The sequence below is a fragment of the Micromonospora sp. CNZ280 genome, from assembly GCF_011759515.1.
Window position 1 is genome coordinate 830,186 of sequence record NZ_JAAOYP010000003.1, and the last position, 12,502, is coordinate 842,687.

Sequence of the window (12,502 nt, forward strand, 5' to 3'; positions counted from 1 at the left end):
TCGGGGCAATAGCGGGCCGGGTTCCCGCCCGACGGGAACGGCACCGGGTCGGGGTGGGATCATCGGGGGGTGAGCCGCTCCGACACCGTCCGCTTCCGCTACAACCAGGCGATCCTGGTCGCCGCGGTCATCGCGGCCATCGGCGCCCTGCCGCTGGCCAGCGCCCGCTGGTACCTGCTGCCGGTGCTGCTCGTGCCGCTGGCGGTGGCGCTGTGGGCGTGGCGGGCCGGCACCGACGCCGACACCCGGGAGCTGCGCCTGCGGGCGCTCGCCGGGCAGCGCCGGATCGGCTGGGAGCACGTCGTGGAACTGGCCACCGACCCGCGCGGGCGGGCGGTCGCCCGGCTCGACGACGGGCAGCAGGTGGTGCTGCCGGCGGTACGCGGCGCCGACCTGCCCCGGCTCGTCTCGGCCACCGGGCAGGCCCTCCCGGGCTCGGCCGGCTGAGCAGGAGCAACCTCCCGCCGCGCTCGACGAGCACCCGGCGGCCGCCCGACCGGGTCCGCGACGGTGGCGGGCCGGCCCGCCACGGCGGCCGGTGCCCCGCCGGCCGGTGGATCAGTACCCGTCGACCACGGCGTTGATCAGCGGCTCCCCGGCCGCGAACCGCCGCACCTGATCGCCGACCAGCCGGTACGCGCGCGGCAACAGCCCCCGAACCGAGCCGGCCACGTGCGGGGTGAGCAGCACGTTCGGCATCGCCCAGAGCGGGTGGTCGGCGGGCAGCGGCTCCGGATCGGTGACGTCCAGCGCGGCGGAGATCCGGCCGGTGGACAGCTCGGCGACCAGCGCGTCGGTCCGGGCGACCGGCCCACGGGCGGCGTTGACCAGCAGCGCGCCGTCCCGCATCGCGGCGAGGAACTTCTCGTCGACCAGCCCCCGGGTCTGCTCGGTCAGCGGCACCAGCAGCACCACCACGTCCGCCTCCGGCAGCAGCCGCGGCAGCTCGTCGACGCCGTACACCCCCTGTTCCGGGCGGGCGGTGCGGGCGACCAGGGTGAAGTCGACCTCGAACGGGGCCAGCCGGGCCCGCACCGCCGAGCCGATCGAGCCGGCTCCGACGATCAGGACCCGCTTGCCGGCCAGCTCGTCGGTCGGCGCCTCCGCGTCGTACGCCCATTCCCGGCGGGCCTGCGCCCGGGCGAAGGCGGGGAAGGCGCGCAGCTGGGACAGGATCGCGGCGACCACCCACTCGGCGGTGGACGGGTCGTGCACCCCACGCGCGTCGCAGAGCGTCACCCCGGCCGGGATCCGGCCGACCCAGGCATCCGCCCCGGCGGAGAGCAGCTGCACCACCTCGAGGTCCGGCAGCTCGCGCACCAGGGCCGCGGCGGCCGGACCGGCCAGGAACGGCGGCACCCAGAACCGGACGCCGGCCACCTCCGAGGGGAGCCGGGTCGGGTCCTCGGCCACCTCGACCGTGACGCCCGGCGGCGGCTCGCCGAGCAGCGCCCGCCCGGCCTCGTGCGGGATCCATACCTTCACGCCCGCCGACACTAGGCCCCGGTGCCGGCGGCAGGGCGGTCGGGGCGGGTCCCGGCACCCGGTCGGGTGCCCCGCCGGTTGATCGACGCGACCATCCGGCGCGAGTCGGCGGCGGTTCGCCGGGGTAAAGGGGTGGCCGGAGCGCCAATCGGCCTCCGTCCGCCCGCTCCGCCAGACAGGTGCACGATGACCGACGGCCTTCGTGAACAGCGGGAGGACGACATCGCGCTGCTCGCCGTCCGGGCCCGCTGACCGCGCGCCCGGTGAACGGCGCACGCCCACCGGCTCACCCTGGTCGGCCGGCCGAACCGGACACGCGGGGTCACTCCGGCGGTGGCCACCTCGACCGCGCACCGCCGGTCGGCTCCGTCGGGCCGGTTTCCGGGCGCCAGCGGGCTAACCTTGGGCCGGTGAGCGCCCGTCCCCCGTACCCCCGCACCCGCCGCCTCCGGGCGGCCATCGCGGCGCCGTGCGCGGCGCTGCTGCTGGCGGCGACCGGCTGCAGCTTCGGCGAGCCGGAACCCGACCCGGCCGGCGAGCCACCCAACCTGCCGACCCCCTCGGCGACGGCCAGCCCGGGCGGGGCCGGCCAGCAGGTGGTCACCACCGTGCTGGCCAAGGGGCTGCGGGTGCCCTGGGGCATCGCCTTCCTGCCCGACGGCGGCGCGCTCGTCACCGAGCGGGACACCGCCCGGATCCTCAAGGTCGGCCCCGAGTCGGGGCCGGACGGGCTGAAGGTCACCGCGGTACAGACCATCGCCGACGTGGCCGCCGCCGGCGAGGGCGGCCTGATGGGGATCGCCGTCTCGCCCGACTACGCCCGGGACCGGTCGGTCTTCGTCTACTACACCACCGAGCGGGACAACCGGATCGCCCGGCTGCGGCTCGGCGAGGAACCGACCCCGATCCTGACCGGCATCCCGAAGGCCGGCATCCACAACGGCGGCGGGCTCGCCTTCGGCCCGGACGGCCGGCTCTACGCCAGCACCGGCGACGCCGGTGACCGGCCGCAGTCGCAGGACCCGAAGCGGCTCGGCGGCAAGATCCTCCGGATCACCGCCGACGGCGAGCCGGCGCCCGGCAACCCGTACCCCAACTCCCCCGTCTGGTCGATCGGGCACCGCAACGTGCAGGGCCTGGCCTGGGACGCCGGCAAGCGGATGTACGCCGTCGAGTTCGGCCAGAACACCTGGGACGAGATCAACGAGATCACCAAGGGACGCAACTACGGGTGGCCGCAGGTCGAGGGGCGCGAGGACGACAAGCGCTTCGTCAACCCGGTCGTCCAGTGGCCGACCTCGGACGCGTCCTGCTCGGGAATGGCGGCGGTGGACCGGTTGTTGGTCACCGGGTGCCTGCGTGGCAAGCGGCTCTGGCTGGTCGAGCTGACCGACACCGGCACCGTCCTCGGCCAGCCGCGGGAGTTGCTGACCAACCGGTACGGCCGGCTCCGGGCGGTGGCCGCCGCTCCGGACGGCTCGCTCTGGGTGAGCACGTCCAACCACGACGGGCGGGGCGACCCCGCGCCCGAGGACGACCGGCTGCTGCGGCTGGTCTTCGCTGACGGCGGGGCCGGCCGGAGCTGACGGCACCCGCGGGTTTGTCAAGATCCTTCATTGGGCAGGTCTGGAACACATGGGTGGAGAGCAGAACGAGCGGCACGGCGACGGCGGCGAGGAGACTCCGGTGACGGGCCGCGCCCCCGACGTGCCGTTCGGAGCGCGCCCGCGCTCCCGGCCCGACTGGCGCGGGCCGCTGCGCCGGCTGGGGATGACCCTGGCCGTGCTGGCCGTCACCCTGATCGGAGTGGTGCTCGGGGTGCTGGCCGGCGGGCAGGTGAGCACCGACATCGGGCCGTTCCACGCCGACCTGCGGGTCGCGCCGGCGGTCAGCGGCGGCACCACCGTCGACATCCCGCCGCTGGGCGCGCTGCTGCTGGACAGCCACGACGGGCCGACCCACCTGACCGTGGAGCTGGGCGCACTCGACCAGGGGCGTACCGAGGCGCTGCTCGACGATCCGGCGAGCATCAACCGGGCGAGCCAGTCCGCGGTCGACGACGTCCGCGAGGGCGTGATGCGGCTCGGCCTGCGTACCGTCGCCTCGGCCGTGCTGGTCACCCTGGCGCTGGCGCTGCTGGTGTTCCGGAACACCCGGCGGGCGGCCTGGGCCGGCACGCTCGCGCTGCTGGTCACCGCCGGCAGCCTCGGCACCGCCGCGGCCACCCTGCGCCCGCAGTCGATCGAGGAGCCCCGTTACGAGGGGCTGCTGGTGAACGCCCCGGCGATCGTCGGCGACGCGCGCCGGATCGCCAACGACTACACCCGCTACGCCGAACAGCTCCAGCGGCTCGTCGGCAACGTCAGCCAGCTCTACACCACGGTGTCGGCGCTGCCGGTCTACGAACCCGAGCCGGACACCACCCGGGTGCTGCACGTCTCCGACATGCACCTCAACCCGACCGGCTGGCAGCTGATCCGCACCGTGGTGGAGCAGTTCGGCATCGACGTGGTGATCGACACGGGCGACATCACCGACTGGGGCAGCGAGCCGGAGGCCAACTACGTCGGCTCGATCGGGCTGCTCAAGAAGCCGTACGTCTTCATCCGGGGCAACCACGACTCGGGCCGGACGGCCGCCGCGGTGGCCCGCCAGCCGAACGCGATCGTGCTGAACAACAGCACCACGACGGTCGCCGGGCTCACCATCGCCGGCATCGGCGACCCGCGTTTCACGCCGGACAAGAACACCTCGCCGGCCGGCAGCGGCCTCACCAAGCAGGTCGCCGAGCAGGTGATCGGCGCCGGCGAGCAGCTGGCGGCGACGGTCCGCAGCTCGCCCCGGCCGGTGAACATCGCGCTGGTGCACGACCCGGCCTCGGCAGGCCCGCTCTCCGGCACCTGCCCGCTGGTGCTCGCCGGGCACACCCACGACCGGCGGGTGTCGAAGCTGCCGGAGCTGGCCGGGCAGATGCCGACCCAGTTGATGGTGCAGGGCTCGACCGGTGGCGCCGGGCTGCGCGGTCTGGAGGGCGAGAAGCCGACCCCGCTCACCATGAGCGTGCTCTACTTCGACAAGGACAAGCTGCTCCAGGCGTACGACGACATCACCGTGGGCGGCACCGGCCAGGCCCAGGTGAACCTGGAGCGGCACATCGTGGAGGACCCGAAGGCCGGCGCCCCGGTCCCGGTAACCCCCACCCCGACCCGCTGACCGCGCCGACGGGCGGGTCAGCGGTCAGCGCAGGGCGAGGGCGGCCAGGGCGGCGTTGACGATGCTGCCGGGCAGCAGGTCGTGCAGCTCGTACAGCTCGTGGACGCTGCCGGACTGGCCGAACTCGTCCACCCCGAGCGGCACCGCCGGGGCGCCGAGCGCCGAGCCGAGCCAGGCCATTGCGTGCGACGCGGCGTCGTGCACGGTCACCACCGGCACCCGGTCGGCAAAGGCGGTGCGCAGCGCGCCGGGCACGCTCGGCACGGTCGCGGTGCGGACGCCCTGGCGCAGGGTGCGCTGCCAGGCCCGGTAGAGCCGGTCCAGGCTGGTCACGTCGACCACGTGGGCGGCGATGCCCTCCTCGGCCAGCTCCGCCGCCGCCGCCAGCACCTCGGGCAGCACCGCGCCGGAGGCGGCCAGCTGCACCACCGGCGCGTCCGCCAGGTGCGGGTACGCCTGGTGCGCGTCGACCAGCCGGTACGCCCCGGCGACCGCCTGCCGGCGCAACACCGCGTCACCCAGCCGGGCCCGGGCCGCCTCGAAGGGGGCCTGGTCGATCGGGCGGGTGCTGAGCCGGAAGTAGTACGCCCCGTCCTCGGCCGGGGCGGCGGTGGCCGACGGGCTCGCCCCGCCGGCGATCTGGCCCAGCGCGTCGCAGAGCAGCCAGTCCAGGGTGGCCGCGTACGCGGGCTCGACGAAGGTCACACCGGGCAGCTCCAGCCCCACCGAGGCGGTGATGGTGGACTGGTGGGCGCCGCCCTCCGGGGCGAGGGTGATCCCGGACGGGGTGCCGGCGACCACGAACCGGGAGCCGGAGTACGTGCCGTACAGGAAGGCGTCCAGGCCGCGCAGCACGAACGGGTCGTAGACCGTGCCGACCGGCAGCAGCGGCTGGCCGGACAGGTCCCAGGACAGGCCGAGCTGGCCGAGCAGCAGGAACAGGTTCATCTCCGAGATGCCCAGCTCGATGTGCTGGCCCGCGGGGCTCTCGGTCCAGCGCAGCATCCGGTCCTCGGTCCAGGAGCGCTGCTCGGTCGGGGCGAACACCCCGGTCTTGTTGATGAACCCGGCGAGGTTGGTCGAGGTGGCCACGTCCGGGGCGGTGGTCACCAGGTACTTCCCGACCTCCGGGTCGCGGGCCAGGTCCACCAGCACCCGGCCGAAGACCTCCTGGGTGGAGATCGGCTTGGTGGCGCGTACCCGGGTGGTCTCCGGGACGGTGACGCCCAGCGCCCGCTGCCGCGGCGGGCGGGACAGCGCCTCCCGGCGCTCGCCGGCCCGGATGCCGGCCGGGGACGCCGGGTCGAGGCGGTCCCACTCGGTCGCCGGCGTCAGCCCGTGCGCGGCGCGCAGCGTGCCGACCTGCTCGGTGGTGAGCAGCGCGGAGTGGTTGCGCGGGTTGCCGGCGATCGGCAGCCCCCAGCCCTTCACCGTGTACGCGAAGACCACGCTGGGCCGGTCGGTGACCGCGTCGCACTGGGCGTACGCGTCGAGCAGCGCCGCCATGTCGTGCCCGCCGAGGTCGGTGACCAGCGGTCCCAGCTCCTCGTCGGGGATGTCGGCGATGAACTCCGCGATGCCGGCCGGCGCGCCGTCGAGGAACTGCTTGCGCAACGCCGGGCCGGCCAGCCCGAACAGTGACTGGTACTGCTCGTTGGGCATCGCGTCGATCCACGACCGCAGCGCCGCGCCACCCGGGCGGGCGTACGCCTCGGCGAGCTTGCGGCCGTACTTGACCTCGACCACGTGCCAGCCGGCCGCCTCGAACTGCCCGCGCCACTGGTTGATCCGCACCCCGGGAACGACCCGGTCCAGCGACTGGCGGTTGAAGTCGACCAGCCACATGACGTTGCCGAGCCCGGTGGTGGCCGGGTCGGCGACCGCCTCCCAGATGTTCCCCTCGTCCAGTTCGGCGTCGCCGATCAGCGCGATGAACCGGGACCGCGGGCGCGGCCCGAAGTGCGCGTCCACGTAGCGCCGGGTGGCGGCGGCGAACAGCGGGGCCGCCGCGCCGAGCCCGACCGAGCCGGTGGAGAAGTCCACCCCGTCCGGGTCCTTGGTGCGCGACGGGTACGACTGCAGGCCGCCCCGGGTCCGCAGCTTCGTCAGGTACGACCGGTCCAGGTTGCCGAGCAGGTACTGGATGGCGTGGAACACCGGCGACGCGTGCGGCTTGACCGCCACCCGGTCCGCGGCGTCCAGGTGCGCGAACCACAGCGCGGTCATCGCCGTCACCAGCGACGCGCTGGATGCCTGGTGCCCGCCCACCTTCACGCCGTCGCCGGTGTCGCGGTCGTGGTTGGCCGCGTCGACGATCCGGGTGGCGAGCCAGAGCACCCGCCGCTGGATCTCGTCGAGGACGTCGAGGTCGTGCTGGTTCACGATGGCTCCATCCGGGCGTCGCCGTTGACGCCCTGCCGAGGGGTGTGCTGCCCGGGACCGGGCCGGGGTGGGGTCAGGACTGGCCGAGGCGGGCCAGGATCAGCTCGCGGACGGTCTTGGCGTCGGCCTGGCCCCGGGTGGTCTTCATGACCGCGCCGACCAGGGCACCGGCCGCCGCGACCTTGCCGCTGCGGACCTTCTCGGCGATGTCCGGGTTGGCGGCGATCGCCTCGTCCACGGCGGCGGTGAGCGCGCCGGTGTCGGAGACCACCTCCAGGCCCCGGTTGGTCATGATCTCGGTCGGGCTGCCCTCGCCCGCGACCACGCCCTCCAGCACCGTACGGGCCAGCTTGTCGTTGAGCTTGCCGGCGTCGACCAGGCCCTGCAGCTCGGCGACCTGCGCCGGGGTGGCCCCGACGTCGGCCAGCTCCACGCCGGTCTCGTTGGCCCGCCGGGACAGCTCGCCCAGCCACCACTTGCGGGCGGCGGCCGGGCTGGCGCCGGCGGCCACGGTCTGCTCGATCAGCTCGACCGCGCCGGCGTTGAGCACGGACTGCATGTCCGCCTCGGACAGGCCCCACTGCTCCTGGAGCCGGCGCCGGTGCAGCCGGGGAAGCTCCGGCAGGGCGGCCTTCAGCTCGGCGACCCAGGCCGGATCCGGCGCGAGCGGCACCAGGTCCGGCTCCGGGAAGTACCGGTAGTCGGTAGCGGTCTCCTTGGACCGGCCCGGCGTGGTGTCGCCGGTGTCCTCGTGGAAGTGCCGGGTCTCCTGGGTGATCCGACCGCCCGCGTCCAGCACGGCGGCCTGGCGCAGCATCTCCGAGCGGACCGCCCGCTCGACCGAGCGCAATGAGTTGACGTTCTTGGTCTCGGTGCGGGTGCCCCACTCCTGGCCGGGCAGGTTCAGCGACGTGTTGACGTCGCAGCGCAGCGAACCCTCCTCCATCCGCACGTCGGAGACGCCCAGCGAGCGGATCACGTCGCGCAGCTCGGTGACGTACGCCCGGGCCACCTCGGGGGCGAGCGCGCCGGTGCCGGCCACCGGCTTGGTGACGATCTCGACCAGCGGGATGCCGGCCCGGTTGTAGTCGACCAGCGACTCGGTCGCGCCGTGAATCCGGCCGGTGGCACCGCCGACGTGCAGCGTCTTGCCGGTGTCCTCCTCCAGGTGCACCCGCTCGATGCCGATCCGGACCAGCTCGCCGTTCACCTCGACGTCCAGGTAGCCGTCGACGCAGAGCGGCTCGTCGTACTGGCTGATCTGAAAGTTCTTCGGCATGTCCGGGTAGAAGTAGTTCTTCCGGGCGAACCGGCACCACTGCGCGATCGAGCAGTTCAGCGCCAGGCCGATCCGGATGGTCGCCTCGATGGCCGCCTTGTTGGCCACCGGCAGCGAGCCGGGCAGGCCCAGGCAGACCGGGCAGACCCGGGTGTTCGGCGCACCGCCGAAGTCGGTCGGGCAGCCGCAGAACATCTTCGTGTTCGTGCCCAGCTCGACGTGGGTCTCCAGGCCGATCACCGGCTCATAACGCTCGACAACCTCGTCGTACGACGGCAGGACGATCGTGCTCATCGGCACTCCAGCTCTCGACACCCGGACAGACCCGACCAAGCCTAGTGGCTGGTCCGGCCCGACCTCGCCCGGGATTGTTCGACGCCCGGAATGTCGCGTATCACCAGCTCGGGCCCGAAGTGCGCCGGCGGTGCGGCGACGATCGCTCGGGGTACGCCCGCCCACCCGGTGGCGCTCACGCGTCGCGCCGATCCAGCACCAGGTAGCCGCCGACGAGAGCAGCGGCGGCCCAGAGCGCGACGATGCCAAGCCCGGTCCAGGGGCCGTACGCGCGGGCCCAGCGCGGATCGTCCGGCGGCCCAGCCAGGTGCATGATCACCCAGGCTGCCTGGTCTGGCAGGAACTGCGTCACGGTCTTCACCCTCGGGATGTTGCCGAGTCCCTGCGAGCCGAGGAACAGCAGCGGGATCAGGATGCCGAGGGACAGCGCAGCACTGCGCAGCATCGCCGCCACCCCCATGGCGAACAGGCTGATCAGCGTCAGGTAGAGCCAGGCGCCGACCATCGCCTGCGGCACCCCGTCCGCACCCAGGGTCGTCCTGCGCGGGCCGAGCGCCGACTGCGCCACGAAGAAGGTCACCACCACGGTGACCAGCGAGGCGCCGGAGACCACCAGCGCCCCGGCGAGCACCTTGCCGCCGTAGAACAGACCACGGCGGGGTACCGCCGCCAGCGACGCGCGGATCGTGCCGGAACTGTACTCGCCGCTGACCACGAGCACCGCGAACGCCACCAGGGCGAGCTGACCGAGGGTGAGGCTGTAGAACGTGGCGAAGAGCGGGTCGAAGGGTCGCTGCTGGTCTGCGCCGTTGCGGAAGCTGAGCCCGATCAGTTCGGCAAGACCGACGCAGATCACGAAGCCTGCCCACAGGGCCCAGCCGGTCGACCGGACGGTCCGGATCTTGGTCAGTTCGGCGGCGAGGACCGCCCTGGCAGTGATCATCGCTGTCCCCCCACGGCCCGGTACTCACTCGCGTCCCCGGTGAGCCGCATGAACGCCTCCTCCAGCGTGGCCGCCTGGGTGCTGACCTCGTGGACGGTCAGGCCGTTGGCCGCGGCCAGCTCGCCGATGCGTGCGGCCTCCGCTCCGGCGCTCTCCAGCGCGCCGTCCGCCGCCTGCCGCACCGGCATGCCGGCCGCCGCCAGCACGTCGCGCATCCGCTCCGGCTCCGGCGTCCGGATCCGGACGTACGAGTGGGCGTAGGCCTCGATGAAGCCACCAACGGTGGTGTCGGCGAGCAGCCGACCACGGCCGATCACGATCAGGCGTTCCGCGGTGAGCGCCATCTCGCTCATCAAGTGGCTGGAGACGAAGACCGTGCGTCCCTCGGCGGCCAGCCCCTTCATCAGGTTCCGGATCCACCGCACGCCCTCCGGGTCCAAGCCGTTGACCGGCTCGTCGAACAGCAGCACCGGCGGGTCGCCAAGCAGCGCCGCGGCGATGCCGAGCCGCTGACCCATGCCGAGCGAGAAGCCCTTGACCCGTTTTCTGGCCACGTCGACCAGACCGACCAGCTCCAGGACCTCCCGGACCCGGGCCTTCGGGATCCGGTTGCTCTGCGCCAGCCACAGCAGGTGGTGGTACGCGCTGCGGCCGGGGTGCACCGCGCCGGCTTCCAGCAGGGCGCCGACCCGGCGGAGTGGTCCGGACAGCAGCCGGTAGCGCGAGCCGTCGATCAGCACCTGACCGCCGGAGGGCCGTTCGAGATCGAGCATCATCCGCATCGTGGTCGACTTCCCGGCGCCGTTCGGTCCGAGGAAGCCCGTCACCTGCCCGGGCCGCACGGTGAAGGTGAGGCCGTCCACGGCGACCGCGCTCCCGTACCGCTTGCTGAGATTGCGCACTTCGATCACCGGAACCAGGCTAGGGACCGGGCGGACCGGCGACAGTCCTCGAAGGTTGTCGGTCTCCGTCACCAAAGTTGACCCGACGTCGCGCGCTATAGCCTGCTAGTCGTGGCCAAACACCTTCTCGCCGCCATCGTGGCCGCGGTGGACACCCTGCTCCTGATGGCCGCCCACTCCGATGGCCTGCCCCCGGTGGCCGTCGCGGGATACGCGCTGGCCGTCGTGCTGGTGATCGCCCTGCGGCACCGGAGCCCCGCGGCCTCGTTCGTGGCCGCGCTGGCCCTGGCCACGCTGACCGGTGGCACGTACGTCCTGCTGCTCTGGGCCGCCTACCAGGCAGGGCGGACGGTCTTCTCCGCGACCGGCACCGCGGTGACCGTGGGCGCGGCGGTCGGCGGTCTCGGTGCGCAGGTCGTGGGCGCCCGGGGCGCGCACGGAATCGCGCCCGTCGTCGCCACGTTCGTCGTGTTCGTCGCGCTGCCGCTGCTGGTCGGCAGGTACCTCGCGCAGCACGAGCGGCTGGTGTCGGCGCTCGACCGGAGCAACCGGCAGCTCCGCCGGGAACAGGAGATCCTCGCCGAGCGGGAACGGCTCGACGAACGGCTGCGGATCGCCCGGGACATGCACGATTCGCTCGGCCGCCGGCTCAGTCTCGTGTCGGTCCAGGCCGCCGCGCTGGAGGTGGCGGAGCTGCCACCGCGGCAACAGCAGGCGGTCCGCCAGTTGGCGACCGCGACGCGCCGGGCGCTGGTCGAGTTGCACGAGCTGGTGGGGGCGCTCCGCGAGCGGGACGAGGCACCCGCCGGGTCGACGGGGGTGCCGGCGATCGGCTGGCTGGTGGCCGAATTCCAGGCGGCCGGGGTGCCGGTGACGCTGCACGAACACGGCGAATCGCTACCGCTGTCGACCGCGGCCGGGCAGGCGGCGTACCGGGTGGTCGAGGAGGGACTGACCAACGCCGTCAAACACGCTCCGGGTCAGCCGGTCACGGTGGACGTCGGCTGGGAGGACGACGCTCTGCTGCTCGCCGTCGTCAATCCGCTGGCCGATCCGCCGGCCCCCCGCAAGGGCGTCGGGTCGGGCCACGGCCTGACCGGGTTGAGCGAGCGGCTTCGCCCGGCCGGCGGGTTCCTGGATCACCGCTTGGCCGAGGGGTCGTTCCGGCTCTACGCGATGCTGCCCTGCCTACCGTCCGGCGGCGCGGAACAGCCCGCCGACGACGACCATCCGCTCACGGTCGGACGTCTCCGTGCGGCTTCTGTCGGGCTCGCCGCCGCGGCGCTGATGTTCGTGTTCCTCCCCGCGAGCATCCTCACGGGGGTGGGCTGAGTGATCAGAGTGCTGGTCGCCGACGACGAACCTCTGATCCGGGCCGGCATCCGCGCCGTGCTGGAGTCGGCGCCGGACATCACGGTCCTCGCCGAGGCGGAGAACGGCCGGACAGCCGTGGCGGAGGCCGTCCGGCACCGCGTGGACGTCGCGCTGATCGATCTCAAGATGCCGGTGCTGGACGGGCTGGGCGCGATCGAGGAACTCCGTCGGCAGGCGCCGGAGCTGCGGGTGGTGGTGCTGACGTCCTTCGGCGCGGAACCGAACGTGCTGCACGCCCTCCAGCACCGCGCGGCGGGATTCGTGCTCAAGAACTGCACCCCCGACGAGCTGGTCCGGGCGGTCCGGGCAGCGTACGTCGGCGACGCCTGGCTCTCCCCCGCCGTGACCCGCCTGGTGCTGGCCATGGTCACGCCGGTGACCGCCCGACGCCGGCAGGATGCCGCGGAACGGCTGCGCACGTTGACGTCCCGCGAGCGAGAAGTCGTCGGGTTGGTGGCCGACGGCCTGCCCAACGCCGAGATCGGCCGGCGGCTGCACATGAGCGAGACCACCATCAAGACCTACGTCAGCCGGATCCTCACCAAGCTGGACTGTGCGAACCGCGTCCAGGCGGCCCTGCTGGTCCGCGACACCGAGGGCCGGTAGGTAGCAGACCAGCCGCGCGGTGTC

General features: G+C 73.5%; 10 protein-coding genes. 5 read left to right on the forward strand and 5 right to left on the reverse strand.

Annotation, left to right across the window (positions count from 1 at the left end; all coding sequences use genetic code 11):
- The first annotated feature begins 69 nt into the window (after positions 1-69).
- On the forward strand, positions 70-447 hold the full coding sequence (locus tag FHX32_RS25580; protein WP_167188294.1) for a PH domain-containing protein: 378 nt from the start codon (positions 70-72) through the stop codon (positions 445-447).
- 111 nt (positions 448-558) lie between these two features.
- Here the strand turns inward: FHX32_RS25580 and FHX32_RS25585 are convergent, their stop codons facing one another.
- Positions 559-1,485, reverse strand: a complete 927-nt coding sequence (locus FHX32_RS25585) for a 2-hydroxyacid dehydrogenase (protein WP_167188296.1) — start codon at positions 1,483-1,485, stop codon at positions 559-561.
- Between the two features lie 410 nt (positions 1,486-1,895).
- Here FHX32_RS25585 and FHX32_RS25590 point away from each other — a divergent pair, with 410 nt between their 5' ends.
- Positions 1,896-3,071 (forward strand): PQQ-dependent sugar dehydrogenase, encoded by a 1,176-nt coding sequence (locus FHX32_RS25590; RefSeq protein ID WP_167188299.1) that lies wholly within the window; start codon positions 1,896-1,898, stop codon positions 3,069-3,071.
- Positions 3,072-3,120: 49 nt separating this feature from the next.
- The gene (locus tag FHX32_RS25595; protein WP_167188302.1) at positions 3,121-4,698 is read left to right on the forward strand and encodes a metallophosphoesterase; all 1,578 of its coding nucleotides are present in this window, start codon (positions 3,121-3,123) and stop codon (positions 4,696-4,698) included.
- A 24-nt stretch (positions 4,699-4,722) separates the two neighbouring features.
- Here the strand turns inward: FHX32_RS25595 and FHX32_RS25600 are convergent, their stop codons facing one another.
- The 4 genes from FHX32_RS25600 to FHX32_RS25615 form a co-directional block, all read right to left on the reverse strand.
- Positions 4,723-7,080, reverse strand: a complete 2,358-nt coding sequence (locus FHX32_RS25600; protein ID WP_167188305.1) for a transketolase-like TK C-terminal-containing protein — start codon at positions 7,078-7,080, stop codon at positions 4,723-4,725.
- 73 nt (positions 7,081-7,153) lie between these two features.
- Positions 7,154-8,653, reverse strand: coding sequence for an Asp-tRNA(Asn)/Glu-tRNA(Gln) amidotransferase subunit GatB (gene gatB / locus FHX32_RS25605; RefSeq protein WP_167188308.1), 1,500 nt, complete (start codon positions 8,651-8,653; stop codon positions 7,154-7,156).
- Positions 8,654-8,828: 175 nt separating this feature from the next.
- Positions 8,829-9,596, reverse strand: a complete 768-nt coding sequence (locus FHX32_RS25610) for an ABC transporter permease subunit (RefSeq protein ID WP_167188311.1) — start codon at positions 9,594-9,596, stop codon at positions 8,829-8,831.
- Entirely contained in the window at positions 9,593-10,507 is a 915-nt protein-coding gene (locus FHX32_RS25615) for an ATP-binding cassette domain-containing protein (protein ID WP_167188314.1), read from the reverse strand. Before FHX32_RS25615 ends, FHX32_RS25610 begins: the two co-directional genes overlap by 4 nt.
- Before the next feature lie 102 nt (positions 10,508-10,609).
- Here FHX32_RS25615 and FHX32_RS25620 point away from each other — a divergent pair, with 102 nt between their 5' ends.
- Together FHX32_RS25620 and FHX32_RS25625 are read left to right on the forward strand one after the other, a co-directional pair.
- Complete coding sequence (locus tag FHX32_RS25620) at positions 10,610-11,830, forward strand: histidine kinase (protein ID WP_167188317.1); 1,221 nt, start codon at positions 10,610-10,612, stop codon at positions 11,828-11,830.
- The gene (locus FHX32_RS25625; RefSeq protein WP_167188320.1) at positions 11,831-12,478 is read left to right on the forward strand and encodes a response regulator transcription factor; all 648 of its coding nucleotides are present in this window, start codon (positions 11,831-11,833) and stop codon (positions 12,476-12,478) included. It abuts the gene before it with no gap.
- The last annotated feature ends 24 nt before the right edge of the window (positions 12,479-12,502 follow it).